Genomic DNA, 18895 nt, shown 5'->3' with positions numbered 1-18895 from the left:
TTATCTACTACCTGAAGCAACACCGCTTATATACCCGCACACTTGGAATTATTTGAGTCTCTAAAAATGAGGGGATCTCTGAGACGTGCATGAGCATCTCGATTATGCAATTGTCGAGCTATGCAAATCCAAAATTGACTTAGATGTTGAAGAAACAATATTCAAACAAACATTTACATTATTAAATAACACACTTGGAGATAAAGCATTTAAAAAATGGGACGGACAGCAATTTAAAGGTAAATTCCTTATTTCTCTTTTTGAAACCATAAGTAATGGCGTTCAAGTTAATTACAACGAAATTACATCTATCGAACCACCAGAAGAACAAAATAACTTCATTTTAAACAAGATAAAAAATCTTTGGTCTGAACAAACATTCACGAATAATTCTGGCGCAGGCGTTAGAGGAACAACTCGATTAGCTAACTTACTTCCTTTTTCAGTCGCCTATTTCAAACCGTAGGTGCTCAGACATGAGCAAGATAAAAACACTAGAGGCGTTTCAAGATTATGTCGACACCGAAATGGCATGGCGAATTAAAGAGGTTTCTTCACTTACAACATCTATTGATAGCAGCAAAGAATTAACACAGAAAACCATGATTAGGGCGTCAGTCCCTCTATTATATGCGCACTGGGAAGGATTTATAAAAAATTCAGCAACAAAGTATATAGAATATGTATCCAATCTAAGGTTAAAGTACTCTGATTTAGAGGACTGTCTAGTTGTTTTGGGTATGAGGAAGAAACTTCAAGAGATCACAAGTTCGAACAAACATGACATAATATCTGAATCCATGAAATTCATATTATCTGGACAGAATGACAAAGCAGTGTTAAATTTCGAATCTGCGATTCAAACCGAATCAAACCTTAAGTCCCACGTTTTTGACAATATAGCAAAAAGCATCGGCGTCTCAGTTGAATTATTTAATACAAAATACAATTTCATTGATGAAAGATTATTAAAAAGGCGAAACTGTATTGCTCATGGTGAATACCTAGATATTAATGCTGCTGAATGGAGAAATCTATCTCAAGAAACGATCGCATTAATGAGGACATTTAAAAATGAGTTATTAAATAACGCATCCACAAAGAAATTTTTAAAGCCAAGCACGTAGATTAGCCTGAGCATGCAACGTTCAATATTTACATCGTGTAATATCTGGCAATATTTCATCGCCATAGATGCCAAAGTTAATTTGATTGCAAATACATTGCGTAAATAACTAAGGCTCCCATCGGGAGCCTTATTGGATCAATCACGACGAGCCGAGGCGGATCTCACCCCAGCGGCGGAGTCCGCGGTGGCACCAGCCGCTTGCTGCCGGTGGCCTCGAACGCGGCGCCAAAGCGCAGCAGGTTATTGTCGTCATAGGCACGACCGGCGAAGGTCAGGCCCACCGGCATGCCGATATCGGCCATCACCCCCATCGGCACGGTCACGGTCGGCACACCTAAGTGGCGAATCGCCAGGTTGCCGTTGGCGACCCAGACGCCGTTGCTCCAGGCGATATCGGCGGAGGCCGGGTTCACATCGGCATCGGCCGGGGCGACGTCGGCCACCGTGGGGAACAGCACGGCGTCGAGCTTGAGCTCATCCATCCAATCCTCCAGGTCCAGCTTGCGGGTCTGCTCCAGACCGCGCAGGCCGTCCGGCACCGAGGCGATCTCGTCGAACCGCTTGAGGCCGCGCTGGGCCATCTTGACGTACTCGTCCATGCCGGCCGCCAGATCGCCCTCACGATTGGGCAGGGTGCCCGGATCGTGGGGGAAGATCTGCGGGCCATCGACATCGGCCAATTGCTTAAGCTTGGGATCGCCGTTGGCACGCAGGAAGTCATCGAACGCCCAACCGGAGAGCTCCCACAGCTCGTCATGGAGAAATTCCGGACTGATGATGCCGCGGTTAAACACGGTCGGCGCGCCGGGTCTATCCCCTTCACAATTGGAGACCAGCGGGAAGTCCACTTCGATGACTTCGGCTCCGGCCGCTTCCAGCGCCTGACGGGCTTGCTCCCACAGCGCAATCACAGACGCGCGGGTGTGGATACGCTGACCGGTCGGGCCGCCAATACCGGGGTTGTCGCTGGTGCCCGCCAATTCATCTTTATTGATGAACATGCGCGGCACACCGAGGCGCTTGCCCTGGAGGCTGTCAGCGTTGGCCGCCAGATCCAGATACGAGGCCGGACGGACTTCGGATGCCTTGGGGATCGGCACCCAGGGCTGCAGACGCCACAGATCGCCACGGGTGTCGGCATCGTCGGCCACCACCAGATCCAGCACTTCCAGCAGGTCGGCCATGGTGCGGGCATAGGGCACCACCACGTCCATGGTCGGGGTCAGCGGCCAGTTGCCGCGCACCGAGATGACGCCGCGCGACGGCGTATAGGCACACAGACCGTTGTTGGACGCCGGACCACGGCCGCTGGACCAGGTCTCTTCGGCCAGACCAAAGGCGGCGAAGCTGGCGGCGGTGGCGGTACCGGCACCGTTGGAGGAGCCGGAGGCAAACGGCGCGGTCAGATAGTCGGCGTTATACGGGCTCTCGGCGCGGCCATAGACGCCGCGCTGCATGCCGCCATTGGCCATCGGCGGCATATTGGTCTTGCCCAGGCAGATAGCCCCGGCGGCGCGCAGCCGTTCGATGGTGAAGGCGTCGCGCTGCGCCACCAGATCCTTGAAGGCCGGGCTGCCCGAGGCGGCGGTCAGCCCCTTGACCAGATAGCTGTCCTTGGCGGTGTAGGGAATGCCATCCAGCGGGCTCAGCAGCTCGCCCCGGGCGCGGCGGGCATCGGAGGCTTCGGCCTCTTTCAGCGCATCGGGATTCGGCACCACGACGGCATTGAGCTTGGTCGCGGTCTCGGGGCCGTTGTAGGCGGCGATACGGGCCAGATAGGCCTGAACCAGTTCGACCGCCGTGGTGCGGCCGGATTCGAGCGCGGCACGCAGCTCGGCAATGGAAACTTCGGTCACTTCAATCATGCTGGAGCTCCAGAAACGGTGACGGTTTGCGAGGTAATCGCCGCTGTTTGCAGCCGACCTCGCGGTCATTAAAGCGATAACATCCTGACAGCGGGCAATATCGCGCCCTTGAGGCAAATGCAGGGGCATTCCCTTTCACCAACACGCCATAAACCCATCCCTGGGGGCTCGATGGCGGCGTCCCTGCCGCCAACGGTTGGTTCAATGGGAACACCCCTGCCTTCGCGGATCCCCATTGCCACAAGCAAGGATGGGGGAGCGATCAGCTGCCCTGGATCTATTTGCCGCTCGGGATCTGCTGGGTGATGCAGTGGATATTGCCACCGCCGAGCAGGATCTCGCGGGCCGGTACGCCGACGACTGTATGGTCGGGGAAGATCTCTTCCAGCTTGGCTTGAGCCAGACCGTCAGTGGCCGGGTCGAGCAGCGGATAGACGATGCGATCGTTGGTGATCAGGAAGTTGACGTAAGAGCCCGCCAGACGGTGGCCGGAGTCGCGCGGGACGCCACTGCCATCCACCACGCCCTGCGCCTCTTCTTCACTGCAGAACAGCGGACCCGGTTGCGGGATCAGCCAGACTTTCAGCTTGCGGCCCTTGGCATCGGTGCAGTTCTCCAACACTTCCAGCGCCGCCTTGGAGCGGGCGTACTGCGGGTCGTTCACATCATCGGTCCAGGTCAGGAGCACTTCCCCCGGACGCACGAAGCAGCACATGTTGTCGATATGGCCATCGGTCTCGTCCAGATAGACGCCTTCCTCCAGCCAGATAAAGCTCTGCACGCCCAGATAGTCACGCAGGTGCGCTTCGATCTGCGCCTTGCTCAGGTGCGGGTTGCGGTTTTCATTGAGCAGGCACTCGGCGGTGGTGATGCAGGTGCCTTCGCCATCGACGTGGATGGAGCCACCTTCGAGGATCAAGGGCGCCTTGTAGCGGGCAAAGCCGTGCTGATCGGCCATCTGACCGGCGACCAGTTCATCCTGGCTCCAGGGGTGGTAGAGACCGCCCTTGAAGCCACCCCAGGCGTTGAAGCCCCAATCCACGGCACGGCATTCGCCGGCGGCGTTGATGACCACGGTCGGGCCGGTATCGCGGGCCCAGCAGTCATCGCTATTCATCTCAACGAGCGTGACATGGGCTGGCATGACGGCGCGTGCCTGCTCCATAAACTCGGCAGGCACGCCCATAAACACCGGGGTGGCCGCGCCAATGGCATCGGCCACCTGGGCAAAGGTGGACTGGGCAAAACGTCCCGCCTCCCGCCAGTTATCCGGACGGAACGGCCAAATCATCCAGACCGCCTGTTGCGGTGCCCACTCGGCAGGCATAAAGAAACCGTCGGCGGCAGGCAGGGTGTTCAAAAGTTTGCTCATTACTGATCCCTCACGCTGGCAGGGTGGCTGCCAGAAAAGCGGCAACAGGCGGCGCAGGTCAAGGCGCGCCGCCACATTAAGATGGGGCCAGTGTAGAAACTTGCGCCATCATCCATCAAATGAATAATATGCATCTAGCTATTAATCATGCGAATAGACCAAGCCATGAAACTGCATCAGCTGGATCTGAATCTGCTGCTGGCGTTTGACGCCCTGATGACAGCACGGAACGTCACCCGCGCCGCCCAGCAACTCTATATTAGCCAACCGGCGATGAGTCATGCCCTGAACCGGCTACGCCAGTTCTTTGCCGACCCGCTGCTGGTGCGCACGCCCCAGGGGATGATGCCCTCGCCCCGGGCGCTGAAACTGCACACTGCCGTGCGCCAGGCGCTGTTGCTGCTGGAGCAACAATTGGGCGACGAGGAGCAGTTTATCCCCGCCGAATCGAGCCGCCGTTTCGTCATCAGCACCACCGACTATGTGGAGTGTGTGCTGATCCCGCCGCTCATCTCCCGGCTCAAGCAGCTGGCGCCCCGGGTGACCATTGAAATTCTGATCCTGCGCGACACCCTGCCGGAGCAGGAGCTGGCGAGCGGCGCCATCGATCTGGTGCTGGGGTTCGATGAATATATGCAGGTGCCGCCCCATCTGTGCCGGGAGACCTGGCTCACCGAGCCGCTGTGCGGCCTGGTGCGGAGCGACCATCCCCAGGTTGGTGAGGCGCTGAGCCTGCCACAGCTGATCGCCACTCCCCATGTCTTTCACTCGCCACTGGGCACCCGGGAGTCCATCGTCGATCACTATCTGGCAAGCCAGGGGCTGCAGCGGGAAATTTCGGTCAACAGCCAGAGCTATATGTCGGCCGCCGCCATCGTCAGCCAGAGCGACCACCTGCTGGTATTGCCACGCAAGGTCGCTGAGCTGCTGGCCACCGGCTGGCCGCTGAAACTGGTCAATTTGCCGCTCGAGATGCCCAGCTACCACCTCAACTGCGTCTGGCATCCGGTTCACGATCAGCAACCAGCACAGGCCTGGTTGCGGCAGCTGATGCGGGAATTAGTCAGAGCGCCATAAACAAAAACGCCAGCACTGAGGCTGGCGTTTGTAGTTTCACATTCCGCCGCGCAGGGCGAAAAGATTACTCGGTGACTTCTTTGGTGCCGGTGACGGAGATGGTCACGCGACGATCCGGAGCCAGGCACGCGATCACGGCCTTCTTACCCTTCACGGTGTCGCACTGGGTACCGGTAACCGGGCTGGATTCGCCACGACCTTCGGTGGAGATCTTGTCGGCCGGAATGCCCTTGCTGACCAGATAGTCAGCAACTGTCTTGGCACGCTTCTCGGACAGCACCTGGTTGGAAGCATCAGAACCGATGCGGTCGGTGTAACCGACGACCAGAGCAGAGCCATCTTTCGGAGTTTCAGCCTGGATTTGACTATACAGGGTATCCAGAGCTGCGACGCCTTCCGGCTTCAGACTGGAGCGACCAAAATCAAACAGCACATCAGAAGAGAGGTTGAACTCCTTGGTCACTGTGACCGGAGCCGGTGCGGGCTCAGGAGCTGGTGCAGGTGCCGGAGCGGCAGCGGGAGCCACTTGGCCGAAGCGGTAGCTGACGCCGAGGCTCAACAAACCATTGTCCGGCTCGAAACCGATCTCGTCCTGGTCACCAATCTTGCTGACCCATTGGTATTCAAAACGCGCAGCCCAATCCCGGGTAATGGCGTATTCAGTACCGAATGCCAGCAGGGGGGCGACACCAGAGGAGCTCTCGCTGCCATTCTCGCTCTTGTAGCTGAAACCACCCAACTTACCGTAGATATCGGTGCCGGAACCCAGGTCATAGCTCAGCTTGGCCGCCAGTTGGACGCCTTGGGATTTGACATCACCGGAACCTACGGAGGAGTCATAATCAAACTTGCCAAGATAGTCATAACCGGCTTCGATACCGAACCAGTTGTTGAACTGGTAACCACCAAACACACCTGCGCCGACGTCATCGTGACTCGTCACATCGTAGGAGCCCAGGCTGCTGGTAACGTCACCACCGCCAATTTGATAGTTGGACCAACCCAGTTTACCACCGGCATACCAGGTGTTGTCTTGCGGGGCAGCCTGAGCTGCCGTCATGGCAAACAAACCTGCAATCGCCACTGCAATAGCTGTCTTTTTCATCGTTTTTGCCTCTTCTTGTGTGATGAACATCGGCGACAGTGCACTGTCGCTATCCGTTATTACCCGAGCGCTCAGTTGACGAGATCGAGAGCCAAACCAGCCCCGTTTCTACCCCAACGCACATCACGCGCACGCGTGATGTCAAAAAGCTTAGCTCTTAAAGAGTCCCTATGCCACACGGTACGATGAAAAAAACAGCTAGCCACTCTTAAAGCGCGCAAATAAACAGTCCCGGAAATCCAAGTCACGACTCAGGTAGATACCTATACCCGATCCCGGTCTCAGTCAGTAGATAGCGCGGCAGCGTTGGGTCTTGTTCCAATTTTTGCCGCAGATGGCCCATGTAGATGCGCAGATAGTGGTTGTGCTCGACGAAGGTCGGCCCCCAGACCGCCAATAGTAGTTGACGGTGGGTCAGCACTTTGCCGGGATGAGCCAGCAGCTCCCCCAGCAGCCGGAACTCAATCGGCGTCAGATGAATGTCTTCGTCTTGTCGGGAGACATGCCGTGTCACCAGATCGATGGTCACCTCGCCCAGCTGGACCTGCGGGGAGAGCGCCTCCGGGGTCTGCCCGCGACGTCGCAGGGCGACTCGCACCCGAGCCAGCAGCTCGCCGATGCCAAACGGCTTGATCAGATAGTCATCCGCCCCGGCATCCAAGGCCTGGATCTTGTCGATCTCATCGACCCGCGCCGAGAGCACTATCACCGGGATCGGACTCCAGCGCCGCAGATCGCGGATAAAATCCTGGCCATCGCCATCCGGCAGCCCCAGATCCAGCACTACCAGATCCGGTTTGCGGGTCGCCGCCTCGAGTAAGCCCCGTTGCACGCCATCGGCTTCACAGACGCGAAACTGCTCCGCCTCCAGAGCACTACGCACAAAACGGCGGATCGCCTGTTCATCCTCGACGATGAGAATGGTTGCCAAGGTTTCGCTCAATCAGCCTCCTGCGTGTTCACAATGGTTCATCCATCAAGGGGGGCGGCGTTTTAAGAGGCAGGGTGAAGTAGAAACTAGCCCCGCCCTGGGGCCGGTTCTCGGCCCAGATGCGACCGCCATGAGCCTCGACGATCGCCCGGCAGATCGCCAAACCCAAGCCTACCCCGGGGATCACCGACTCCTTGTCGCCGCGAGAAAATTTCTCGAAAATCAGCTGCTCCTTGCCGACCGGCAAGCCAGGCCCCTGATCCCAGACTCGAACCTCCAGTGCCTCTCCGGCGAGTCGGGCCGAAATGCCGATGCGGGTCTCGGCACCGGCATATTTACTGGCATTCTCCAGCAGGTTGACCAACACCCGCTCCAGCATGGTGCCGTCACAATAGAGCAACGGCAAGTCAACCGGCAGATCCCGTTGTAACGGATGGTCGCGTAAAGGGACTTCCAACTCGCGCAGAGCACTGCCCACCAACTCCGGCAACGACTGCCAATCCCAGCGCAGCGCCAGGCCGCCAGACTGCAGACGCGCCATATCCAGCAGGTTATTCACCAGGCGCGAGGTATCCAGCACCTGTTGGCGAATGGCTTCCGCCTGTTGCGCTTGCGGCAAGCCGGCCGATCCCAGCTCCAGAGTCAGAATTTCAGCCTGACCAAATAACACCGTCAGCGGGGTGCGTAGATCGTGAGACAGTGCCGCCAGCAGCGAGTTGCGCAGCCGTTCCGACTCCATCTTCAGCTGGGCCTGCTCGGCTTCACGAGCCAGGGCAATCCGCTCCAGGGCGATGGCGATCAAGACCCCGTACAAGTCCAGCAACCGCAATTGTTCCGGGATCATCAACAGCCGCAAGTTAGCCGGTTCAATCACCAGCACGCCCAGGGTCAGGTTGGCCGTGGTTAATGGCAACAGCCGCTGCGCCAGCGCGGGCAGGGTATCACTGCCCAGCCCGGCTGGGGCCTTGCGATCCAGGCACCATTGCGCCACGGCGCGATCAACCTGACAACGGTCTGCCCCCGGCACCCCATCCGATAGATGCTGTTCTTCATCCACCAGAACCACTTGGGTGCGGGCATGAAAACAACGGGCGACGAAATCACAGCTCAGTGCGGCTATCTCCTCGGCACTGACGGCTCCACTCAACGCCTTGGCCAATTCAAATAACTGCCGCGAGCGCTGCTCCCGATACTGGGCGATCCGCGCCTGATAGCGCACCCCGGCGGTCAACTGGCCGATCAGCAGACCCACCGCCAGCATGACACCAAAGGTCAGCACATACTGGACATCGCTGACCGCAAACGAAAAATGCGGGGCGACAAAGAAGAAATCGAAAATACCGACGTAGAGGATCGCTGCCAAAATCGCCGGTACCCGACCAAAACGTGCCGCAATCAGCACCACGCCAAGCAGAAACAGCATGACGATGTTGGCGGAATCGAGAATGGGCATTAGCAGGCGGGAGATGCCGGCCAGCACACCACCCAGCAGCAGGGTGGCCCCACACCCCTTGAGCTGCACCTGCCAGCGCTCGCTGAAGCTGCGTAGATCTGGGGGCAACACCACAGCCGGACGGGGCAATGGAGCCTCGTTCTCGACCGCCACCACGATCAGATCCAGATCCGAACCTTGTCGGCCCAACCGTTCGGCAAAACGCCCACCTCGCCGCCAAAACGACGTCCGTTGCCGACGGCCAATGACAATCTTGCCCAGATTATGCTCACGGGCGTAACCGAGCACGGCCTGGACCTCGTCAGGCGCCGCCAGGGTTGCGGTCTCTGCCCCCAGCTCACTGGCCAGTTTCAGGGTTTGCAAGATGCCACGACGCTGGGCTTCCGGCAGGCGATGCAGACGCGGTGTTTCCACATAGACCGCATGCCAGGGGCTGCCGAGCCTTGCCGCCAGCCTTGCCGCGGTGCGCACCACCTTGTCACTGCCATCCTGAGGACCCAGACAGAGCAGCAGCGCATCCTGGGTATGCCAGACCCGCGAAATATCGGCATCGCTGCGATACTCGCGCATCTGGCCATCGACCCGCTCGGCGGTGCGACGCAGCGCCAACTCCCGCAGGGCCATCAGATTGCCCTTGCGGAAGAAGTGCTCGATGGCGCGCTCTGCCTGACCGGCCAGATAAACCTTGCCCTCCTTCAGGCGCTGGCGCAGATCGTCCGGGGTCAGATCGACCAGCACCACCTCATCGGCACCATCAAATACCCGATCCGGAACTGTCTCACGTACCCGGATGCCGGTGATGCCGCCGACGATGTCGTTGAGGCTCTCCAGATGCTGGACATTGATGGTGGTGAACACATCAATCCCCGCCTCCAGTAACTCCGCCACATCCTGCCAGCGTTTGGGATGACGGGAGCCAGGGACGTTGGAGTGCGCGAGTTCATCCACCAGAACGACGGCTGGACGGCGTGCCAGCACGCCATCGAGATCGAACTCCGCCAGACGATGGCCGCGGTAGAAGTGATGGGAGAGCGGCAATACCTCCAACCCGGCCAGCAGCGCCGCGGTTTCGCTGCGGCCATGGGTTTCCACCAGTCCGACCAGCACGTCCAGACCCTGGCTACGCAGGCGTTGGGCCTCCTGCAACATGGCGTAGGTCTTACCCACGCCAGCGCTGGAACCGAAGAAGACCTTCAGCTTGCCTTTTTGCCGCGTTTTGGCCAGCAGCGCATCCGGATCCGGGCGACGCGGTTCATCCACATTCATCACTATTTCCTTGCTGGCAGGGACGCGTCGGAGGCGAGTTCATCCAGTGCCAGATTCAATAACAATATATTTACCACAGGAGCTCCCAGCACACCGAGAGGCGGCACCTCAATCTGCTGGCTCACCAGCGCTTCCACCTGACCGACCGGCAAGCCGCGAACCTTGGCCACCCGGGCGACCTGGTAATAGGTCGCCGCCGGGCTTAGGTGAGGATCCCGCCCGCTGCCGGAGCTGGTCACCAGATCCACCGGCATCCGTCCCATGCTGCCAGCGATCACAGGCCACAGTGGGCGCTCACTCGCGTCACCCTCGGTTGGCGCCAGCAGCGCCAACCGCGCGGCTATCTGCTGTTGCAGCTCGGGGTTCAGCGGTCCCAGATTGCTGCCGCCGGAGCCCGCGCCGTTGTAGCCCACCGCCGAAGGGCGGCTCCAGAAATAACCAGGCGCAGTAAATGGCTGGCCAATCAGTCGTGAGCCCACCAACCGCTCGCCCTGATAGACGAGAGAGCCGTTGGCCTGCGCCGGGAATATCCACTGGGACAGAGCCGTCATCCCCAGCGGGTAAGCCAGCCCCAGCAACAGGGTAAATCCGAACCATAACCGCAAGGCGGTACCCATTTGTGTCAACATCACGCGCTCCTTACACCCAACCAGCCGCGCAGAGCAGCAGATCGATGAGTTTAATTCCGACAAAGGGCACCAGCAGACCACCCAGCCCATAGATCGCCATGTTACGGCGCAGCAGCTTGGCCGCGCTCAGCGGGCGATAGTTCACCCCGCGCAATGCCAGCGGGATCAGCCCTATGATGATGAGACCATTGAAGATCACCGCCGACAGAATGGCCGACTGGGGGGTGGCCAGATGCATCAGATTCAACGCATTGAGGGCCGGATAGGTGGCGGCGAACGCCGCCGGTATGATGGCAAAATACTTGGCCACATCGTTGGCGATACTGAAGGTGGTCAGGGAGCCCCGGGTCATCAGCATCTGTTTGCCGATATGCACCACCTCGATGAGCTTGGTCGGATTGGAGTCCAGATCCACCATGTTGCCCGCTTCTTTGGCCGCCTGGGTGCCGCTGTTCATCGCCACTGCCACATCGGCCTGAGCCAGAGCTGTTGCATCGTTGGTGCCATCGCCGGTCATGGCCACCAGCCGTCCCTCGCTCTGATACTGACGGATCAGCGCCAGCTTGGTTTCCGGCGTCGCCTCGGCTAGGAAGTCGTCGACCCCCGCCTCGGCGGCAATCGCCGCCGCGGTCAGACGGTTATCGCCGGTGACCATCACCGTCTTGATGCCCATGCGCCGCAGCTCCATGAAGCGCTCCTTGATGCCGCCCTTGACGATATCCGACAGCGCCACCACCCCCAGCACCTGGTTGCCTTCGCTCACCACCAAGGGCGTACCGCCTTCACGGGCCACCTGCTCGACCAAAGTCTGAGCCCGGCGCGGGTACTCGCCACCGTTGGCTTCCACATGGCGGCGAATGGCATCAGCCGCGCCCTTGCGGATCATCCGTTGTTGCAGATTCACCCCGCTCATCCGGCTCTGGGCCGAGAAGGGGACAAAGGTGGCTCCCAGGGCGTGAATATCCCGCTCCCGCAGGTTAAAGCGCAGCTTGGCCAGTACCACGATACTCCGCCCTTCCGGGGTTTCATCGGCCAGGGAGGCCAACTGGGCGGCATCGGCCAACGCTTGCTCGCTCACCCCAGCTACCGGCAGAAACTGGCTGGCCTGACGGTTGCCCAGGGTGATGGTGCCGGTCTTATCCAGCAGCAACACATCCACATCGCCCGCCGCCTCCACCGCCCGTCCCGAGGTAGCGATGACGTTGGCGGCCAGCATGCGGCTCATCCCCGCTACCCCGATGGCGGAGAGCAAGCCACCGATGGTGGTGGGGATCAGGCACACCAGCAGGGCCACCAGCACTGTGATGGAAATCACCTGACCACTGCCGTTCGCCTGCACGGCAAACGCCGAGAAGGGCAACAGGGTGACGGTGGCCAGCAGGAAGATCAGCGTCAGGGCGATCAGCAGGATCGTCAGCGCGATCTCGTTCGGCGTCTTGCGGCGCTTGGCCCCTTCGACCATGGCAATCATGCGATCGAGGAAGGTCTCCCCGGGATTGACCGTCGAGCGGATCACCAGCCAGTCCGAGAGCACCCGGGTGCCGCCGGTTACCGAGCTGAAATCGCCACCGGATTCGCGGATCACGGGAGCCGACTCCCCGGTGATGGCACTCTCGTCCACCGAGGCCACCCCTTCGATCACCTCACCATCGCAGGGGATCACCTCACCGGCCGCCACCTGCACCACATCGCCTTTGCGCAGTGAGTCGGCGCTCACCCGCTGACTGGGTGAACCAAATTGCGCTACGGTCAGCTTGTGGGCCCAGACGGTCTGCTTGAGACTCCGCAGGCTGGCGGCCTGCGCCTTGCTACGCCCCTCGGCCAACGCCTCGGCAAAGTTGGCGAACAGCACGGTAAACCACAACCAGAGGGCTATGCTGGCGGTGAACCACAACGGCTCTGTGTGGTCCGCCAGTTGTAGCCACTGCGCCAGCCAGACCAGGGTGGTCAGGGCACTGCCCAGCCAGACCACGAACATCACCGGATTTTGCCACTGGCTGCGCGGATCCAGTTTGAGGACCGCGCCTTTGCAGGCTTCGCGGCACAGCGCCGGATCCAGCAGGGAAAGCTTCTTGCGAGTCATAGTCAGTCCTTACTTCAGCATCATCAGCTGTTCGACAATCGGGCCTAGCGCCAGGGAGGGGATAAAGGTCAAGGCCCCCACCAGCAGCACGGTACCCACCAGCAAACCGATAAACAGCGGACCATGGGTGGGCAAGGATCCCGGATGCTCCGCTTGACGTAGCTTGCCCGCCAGGGAGCCAGCCAGCGCCAGCACCGGCAGGATGACGCCGAAGCGACCCAGCAGCATGGCCAACGCCAGCATGCCGTTGTAATAGGGGGAATTGGCGGAGAGACCGGCAAAAGCGCTGCCGTTGTTGTTGGCCGCCGAGGAGAAGGCGTACAGCACCTCGCTGAAACCATGGGCCCCCGGATTGAAGATCCCGGTGCGACCCGCCTCCAGCAGCAGCGTCAGCGCCGTACCCAGCAGCACCAGAGCCGGCGGGATCAAGAGTGCCAGGGCGACCAGCTTCATCTCGCCGCTCTCTATCTTCTTGCCCAGATATTCCGGAGAGCGTCCGATCATCAGACCGCAGATGAAGACCGTGAGCAGCACGAACAACGCCATACCGTAAAAACCCGCGCCGACACCGCCAAAAATGACCTCGCCCAGCTGCATCTGCAGCAAGGGAATCATGCCGCCCAACGGAGTGAAGGAGTCATGCATGGCATTGACCGCGCCACAGGAAGCCGCCGTGGTCACCACCGCAAACAGACTGCTGGCGGCGATACCGAAGCGGCTCTCCTTGCCCTCCATATTGCCGCCGGGCATCAAGGTGGATGCCTGTTGTTCCAGTCCCAGCGCTGCCAGCTGTGGCGTACCCGCCTGCTCGGAGCGGGTCACCATGATCACCGCCAGCACCAACATCAGAGTCATGGCCAACACAATGGCGACGCCCTGACGCTGATCGCCAGCGACCCGGCCAAACGCGAATACCAGAGCCGCCGGGATCAGGAAGATGGCGAGCATCTGCAGGAAATTACTCAGCGCGGTCGGATTCTCGAAGGGATGCGCCGAGTTGGCATTGAAAAAACCGCCGCCATTGGTACCCAACATCTTGATCGCTTCCTGGGAGGCGACGGGTCCCATGGCCAGGGTCTGCTCGCTTCCGCTCAAGGTGGTCAGTTGCAGATAGTCCTGCAGGTTCTGCACCCCACCTTGCTGCACAAACAACAGGGCCAGCAGGCAGGAAATGGGCAACAACAGGTAGAGAGTAATGCGGAACAAATCGACCCAGGCATTGCCAATCGCCGCAGCCCCATGGCGGGTCAGACCGCGGATCAACGCAAAGGCCACGGCACCACCGGTCGCCGCCGAGAGAAAATTCTGCACCGTCAACCCCACCATCTGGCTGAAGTAGCTCAGGCTGGTTTCACCGGCATAGGCCTGCCAGTTGGTATTGGTCATGAAGCTGACTGCGGTATTCAACGCCAGATCGACCGACAGTCCGGGCAGATGCTGTGGATTGAGCGGTAACACCCCCTGCAGCAGTAACAGCACAAACAGCATGCCACCACCCAGTAGGTTAAACACCAGGATGGCGAAGGTGTAGCGTCGCCAATCCATCTCCTCTGTGGCGGCTCCCAGGCAGAGTCGCTCCAGACGTTGCAAGGGGCGCGGTAGCTCCCCCTCGATGAGGCGAGCCAACAACTGACCCAAGGGCCAGGCCAGCAGACCCAGCACCAGTAAAAACAGCAGTAATAGTATCCAGGCGTCGGAACCCATTAGAATTTCTCCGCATTGAGTAGGGCATACAGCAGATAGGCGGCCAGAGCCAAAGCCCCCAACCCGCCCAGTAGCATCCAGATCGTCATCTCATCACTCCATGGCAGCGGCAACCGATCGCCGCCTCTGAGTCAAAGGCTAAGAGACTGCAGGCAAAAATGAGGTAAAAAGGTCACGGCTCCCTGTAAAAATTCCGTAAAAATCACCGGCTGACGCCGGTTTCTTGTCCATCAACAAGTCTTTGAGCCCCAATCACGCCCCGGTTATCGGTTAGCGCTTGGCAAGCTTGTTAAAAACATGTTATTTCCACTGCATTGTCCCTCAGGAATATCACCATGGCTGAACAAATTACCCCCCACGCCACCTCGTCCGATGAACGCCAACCCGTGGGAGCCCTGTTGCTGCGCACCCTGGCGATGCCAGCCGATACCAATCCCAGTGGCGATATCTTCGGCGGCTGGTTGATGGCGCAGATGGATATGGGGGGGGCCATTCTGGCCAAGGAGCTGGCCCGTGGCCGGGTGGTCACAGTCGCGGTCGATGCCATCACCTTCCTCAAGCCGGTGGCGGTCGGTGATGTGGTGTGCTGTTACGGCGAGTGCATCAAGGTGGGAAACAGCTCGCTCAAGATCAAACTGGAAACCTGGGTGAAGAAGGTGGCGAGCGAACCGATCGGCGAGCGCTATTGCGTCACTGAGGCGGCGTTTACCTATGTGGCGGTGGACCGGGAGGGTCGTCCCCGCGCCCTGCCAGCTGAACTGAAGTTCAACAAGAGCGAGATATAAGCCGCCAGCCTTGATCTTCGCCATCCAGCGCGATACGTTGCCAGAACCCATGGCTTTCGCGCAGGATTTTATCATGAATAATCAACCACATATCATTATATCCGCCCTGGATCTTGCCCGTATCGAGCGCTTGCTCGACAGCCTGCCGGATCATCGCTTTCCGGGGAAGCGCGCCTTGGAACAGGAGCTGGATCGCGCCGAGGTGCGCGATCCGGAAGAGATGCCCCCCCATGTGGTCACCATGAATTCCGAGGTCCGTTTTCGCCTGCAACCCTCAGGCGAAGAGTTCTGCCTGACCCTGGTTTACCCCAAGGACGTTAACGGCCATACCGATCGCATCTCGATCCTGGCACCGGTCGGCAGCGCCCTGCTCGGCCTCGCCATCGGCGACGAGATCACCTGGCCCGGTCCCGGTGGCCAGCCATTGCAGGTGAGCATCATCGAAATTGTCTATCAACCGGAGCGCGAACTGGAGTTTCATCGCTAATCTGGCAGTTCGTATCAGGATAGCCATTCCGGGTCAGCTATCTGGGCCGGCAATCGGCAGGAAGAGGGTGAAGCAGGTTCCGACACCCTCTTCACTACTCACCTCAATCCGTCCCTTGTGCTTCTTCAGAATGCCATAGGCTAACGAAAGGCCGAGCCCGGTCCCCTGGCCCACGGGCTTGGTGGTGAAAAAAGGCTCAAAAATCCGCATCCGTACCGCTTCGGACATCCCCTTGCCATTATCCCGGATCTGCACCCAGACCCACTCCCCGTCGCGCCCTGTGGTCAGCCAGATGTCGCCCATCTTGTCGATGGCATGGGCAGCATTGACCAGAATATTCATAAACACCTGATTGATCTGCGCAGGGACACACCGGACCAGCGGTAAATCACTGTACTCCTTGTGTACCTTGGCCTTGTATTTGAGCTCATTCCAGACCACGTTCAGGGTGCTATCTAGCCCCTTGAGCAGGTCCGCCTCTTGCCAGACCGCTTCCCCTGCCCGGGCAAAGTCCTTGAGGTCCTGAACGATCTGCTTGACCCGATCCAATCCATCGGCGGACTCGGCCAGCAGCTCAATCACATCCTGGCGCACATAATCCAGCTCGATGGATTCCCGGTATTGCAACAATCGCTGCTGCACCGCAGGCGGCAATTCATCCGCAACCTGCTCATAGGTGTTAATAAGCTCCAAAAGAGTTGCTATATAGCTTTTCAGGGTACTGAGGTTGGCATTGACGAAGCCGATCGGGTTATTGATTTCATGAGCAACCCCGGCCGCCAATTGACCAATCGCCGCCATCTTGTCGGATTGCAGCAACTGCCCCTGAGTGTTCTCCAACTGCTGATTCAAGCGCTGCAAGGTTTCATAGTCATCACGCAGCTTACGGTTGGCATCCGTCAACTCCCGGGTTCGTAGCGCGACCCGATCCTCAAGTTCCTGATTGGTCTGCAACAGGTTGTGCTGTGTCTCGCGCAGACGGCTATTTTGCCGCACCACGCGCAGTTGCGAGTCATAGAGATCGGCATAGGTCTTGTGCATACCGGCTTGCAGGATGGGCATGGCCTGTTCGGCAACATGGACCGATTGCAGATAGGCATCTCGCGGCGATACCCCCGCCTGAATCGCCAGGATCTGGAAGCAGACCGGCTTGTCGATGGTCAGGACATGGAAGCGCATCCAGAAGTTCATGTAGCGCAGGAAGACTCTGAGTTCATCCAGCGTCATCTCTTCCTTGCAGGCTTCATAGAGATGATGCAAGAACAGTTGATGGTCCTTGGCGTGCTCAATCATCACTTCGGACAGGCAGCCGACCTCGAACATCATTTCTTCTTCGGAATTCATGTGCTCGCGCAACTGCTCACCGAGGATTTTCAGTCGCGCCTGCAGTTGCTTACCGCTAATGCCTTCCAGCAGACACAGCGCCAGATCCCCCACATCCCGAAACAATTGTTTATGTTCTTCGTCAACCGAGGCAATTCCCGTCGAAAACTCCGCATCCCAACCCGATCCCATAGCTACCTCTGCTGAATTCCTGCTGCTTGCTACGACCTGACTCAGGATTCCTCATCCAGCAACAAGGAACCATCCGGACCCCATTTTACTTGGGTAATCCCGGGGACCTCCTGCTCCAGACGCCGTCGTTCACGCTCCTGAGGCGAGAGCTGATTCATTGTCATCCGGCAGAGATCCGCCAGTTTCTGATTCTCGAGCCACAATTGCCGATAACGCAGGGCCTGGGCTATGGTGGTCACCAGCTCATAGTCATTCCAGGGTTTGGCTACGAAACGGTAAATCTGCGCCTGATTGATCGCCGCAATCAGGGCATTCAAATCCGCATAGCCGGAGATGATCAACCGCGGCGCCTCGGGTTGCAGTGCCAGACAGCGACTGAGCAGCGTGACACCATCCATCTCCGGCATTCGGTAGTCCGAGAGGATCAACGACACGGCATGGGCCTCCACATAACCCAGCGCCGCGTAGGGATCAGTAAAGGAGATCACCTTCAACGGATAAACTTGGCCATCAAAGGTACAGGGGATGCGCGCCAGTAGCCGGCCGATGGCCTTGAGCATCATGGGTTCGTCATCGACAAGCACTAGCTGTTCCATACTCACCTCGTATTATCTGCAGGCCCTGGCGACTTAGTGCCACCAGGGTTTATCGCTGATTCAACTCACGGTTGCACAACGTACACAGTGACCGCTTTCCCCTCGGTGCGCTCAAAATGCCAGATATGCTGGATAATCGCCTCGTCCAGAACCCGCCCCCGCGTGAGCAGCAGAAAACGACTGGCGCTGAACAGATCCCGAGAGAGCTTCATACCAGGTTTCAGCTGACTCGATCCCAGCGCGACTTCGCGGACCCGCTTCTGCTCAGCATCCACCACTCGGACCAGTAACGACACCAGATCCGGATCATAACGCTGCCCCTTGTTCTCCCGAATGTAGAGCAGGGCATGCTCTGCTGTGATGGCATGAGGCAGAATTAATCCCATTTGCAGCTCATCATAATCCACGGCAATCGCCAAGATCCGCGCCCCCAAGGGGATTGATTCGCCATGTAGACGATCGGGAAAGCCGGTACCGTCATAATGTTCATGAATATGGCGGATCAGTGCTCCGGCCCGGTTCAACTCGGGGATCGGCAGCAGTACCATCTGTCCCAGCGCCGGATGCTCCATCACCTCACTGCGCTCCTGACGGCTGCAGCTTAAGAATGGCTTATTCACCAAGGCATCCGGCAGGGCTATCTTGCCGATATCGTGCAACTGGGCCGCATTGCGGATCGCCTCGAATTCCTCTTCCCCCACGTCGGCCATCCGGGCCAACTGCTCTGCCACATCCACCACCCGCTGGCTGTGTCCCGCCCAATCGGCAAAGCGCATGTCCAGCATGTTGGCCAAGACTTGCAACGAGGTGCGGAACGGGCGCTGTTCCCTTTACGTGTTGTTGACTATTTTCACCCCACCCGATAACCAGGATTTTGCACTGTTGGGCTCTTGGTTGT

General features: G+C 58.9%; 17 protein-coding genes. 5 read left to right on the top strand and 12 right to left on the bottom strand.

From position 1 onward, the window contains the following. Positions 1 to 85 precede the first annotated feature (85 nt). Together ACYVG7_RS13535 and ACYVG7_RS13530 are read left to right on the top strand one after the other, a co-directional pair. Positions 86 to 466 carry a hypothetical protein gene (locus ACYVG7_RS13535; RefSeq protein WP_460883612.1) on the top strand — a complete coding sequence of 127 codons (381 nt, stop codon included), beginning with the start codon at positions 86 to 88 and terminating at the stop codon, positions 464 to 466. A 10-nt stretch (positions 467 to 476) separates the two neighbouring features. Then, positions 477 to 1127: an MAE_28990/MAE_18760 family HEPN-like nuclease gene (locus tag ACYVG7_RS13530; protein ID WP_460883611.1), complete on the top strand. Its 651-nt coding sequence runs from the start codon at positions 477 to 479 to the stop codon at positions 1125 to 1127. 163 nt (positions 1128 to 1290) lie between these two features. Here the strand turns inward: ACYVG7_RS13530 and ACYVG7_RS13525 are convergent, their stop codons facing one another. Next, a complete protein-coding gene (locus tag ACYVG7_RS13525; protein ID WP_460883614.1) occupies positions 1291 to 2994 on the bottom strand; it encodes an amidase in 1704 nt (567 codons plus the stop codon). A 277-nt stretch (positions 2995 to 3271) separates the two neighbouring features. After that, complete coding sequence (aguA, locus tag ACYVG7_RS13520; RefSeq protein WP_460883610.1) at positions 3272 to 4366, bottom strand: agmatine deiminase; 1095 nt, start codon at positions 4364 to 4366, stop codon at positions 3272 to 3274. A gap of 165 nt (positions 4367 to 4531) precedes the next feature. Here aguA and ACYVG7_RS13515 point away from each other — a divergent pair, with 165 nt between their 5' ends. Then, entirely contained in the window at positions 4532 to 5443 is a 912-nt protein-coding gene (locus tag ACYVG7_RS13515; protein WP_460883609.1) for a LysR family transcriptional regulator, read from the top strand. 64 nt (positions 5444 to 5507) lie between these two features. Here the strand turns inward: ACYVG7_RS13515 and ompA are convergent, their stop codons facing one another. The 7 genes from ompA to kdpF all read right to left on the bottom strand — a co-directional run bounded on the left by ompA (position 5508) and on the right by kdpF (position 14703). Next, positions 5508 to 6548, bottom strand: coding sequence for a porin OmpA (gene ompA / locus ACYVG7_RS13510; protein ID WP_460883608.1), 1041 nt, complete (start codon positions 6546 to 6548; stop codon positions 5508 to 5510). Positions 6549 to 6792: 244 nt separating this feature from the next. Continuing rightward, positions 6793 to 7491 (bottom strand): two-component system response regulator KdpE, encoded by a 699-nt coding sequence (gene kdpE, locus ACYVG7_RS13505; RefSeq protein WP_460883607.1) that lies wholly within the window; start codon positions 7489 to 7491, stop codon positions 6793 to 6795. Positions 7492 to 7507: 16 nt separating this feature from the next. Further along, entirely contained in the window at positions 7508 to 10198 is a 2691-nt protein-coding gene (gene kdpD, locus ACYVG7_RS13500) for a two-component system sensor histidine kinase KdpD (protein ID WP_460883606.1), read from the bottom strand. A 2-nt stretch (positions 10199 to 10200) separates the two neighbouring features. Beyond that, complete coding sequence (kdpC, locus tag ACYVG7_RS13495; protein ID WP_460883605.1) at positions 10201 to 10827, bottom strand: potassium-transporting ATPase subunit KdpC; 627 nt, start codon at positions 10825 to 10827, stop codon at positions 10201 to 10203. A gap of 10 nt (positions 10828 to 10837) precedes the next feature. Continuing rightward, entirely contained in the window at positions 10838 to 12910 is a 2073-nt protein-coding gene (gene kdpB, locus ACYVG7_RS13490; protein ID WP_460883604.1) for a potassium-transporting ATPase subunit KdpB, read from the bottom strand. Positions 12911 to 12919: 9 nt separating this feature from the next. Further along, positions 12920 to 14614, bottom strand: coding sequence for a potassium-transporting ATPase subunit KdpA (gene kdpA, locus ACYVG7_RS13485; protein ID WP_460883603.1), 1695 nt, complete (start codon positions 14612 to 14614; stop codon positions 12920 to 12922). Further along, a complete protein-coding gene (gene kdpF / locus ACYVG7_RS13480; protein WP_460883602.1) occupies positions 14614 to 14703 on the bottom strand; it encodes a K(+)-transporting ATPase subunit F in 90 nt (29 codons plus the stop codon). The genes kdpA and kdpF overlap by 1 nt, the downstream gene beginning before the upstream one ends. Before the next feature lie 246 nt (positions 14704 to 14949). Here kdpF and yciA point away from each other — a divergent pair, with 246 nt between their 5' ends. Next, positions 14950 to 15399 carry an acyl-CoA thioester hydrolase YciA gene (gene yciA, locus ACYVG7_RS13475; RefSeq protein WP_460883601.1) on the top strand — a complete coding sequence of 150 codons (450 nt, stop codon included), beginning with the start codon at positions 14950 to 14952 and terminating at the stop codon, positions 15397 to 15399. A 73-nt stretch (positions 15400 to 15472) separates the two neighbouring features. After that, entirely contained in the window at positions 15473 to 15886 is a 414-nt protein-coding gene (gene rnk / locus ACYVG7_RS13470) for a nucleoside diphosphate kinase regulator (RefSeq protein WP_460883600.1), read from the top strand. Positions 15887 to 15919: 33 nt separating this feature from the next. On the opposite strand, the gene ACYVG7_RS13465 is transcribed toward rnk, so the two are convergent. From ACYVG7_RS13465 to ACYVG7_RS13455, 3 genes are all read right to left on the bottom strand, one after another. After that, positions 15920 to 17401: an ATP-binding protein gene (locus tag ACYVG7_RS13465; RefSeq protein WP_460883599.1), complete on the bottom strand. Its 1482-nt coding sequence runs from the start codon at positions 17399 to 17401 to the stop codon at positions 15920 to 15922. A gap of 41 nt (positions 17402 to 17442) precedes the next feature. Continuing rightward, entirely contained in the window at positions 17443 to 17997 is a 555-nt protein-coding gene (locus ACYVG7_RS13460; RefSeq protein ID WP_460883598.1) for a response regulator, read from the bottom strand. A gap of 65 nt (positions 17998 to 18062) precedes the next feature. Beyond that, positions 18063 to 18782, bottom strand: a complete 720-nt coding sequence (locus tag ACYVG7_RS13455) for an HD-GYP domain-containing protein (RefSeq protein ID WP_460883613.1) — start codon at positions 18780 to 18782, stop codon at positions 18063 to 18065. Positions 18783 to 18895 lie beyond the last annotated feature (113 nt).

The organism is Pseudaeromonas pectinilytica (genome assembly GCF_054780855.1).
The sequence above is the reverse complement of the archived record's forward strand: the minus strand, read 5'-3'. Positions and strand labels throughout refer to the sequence as shown.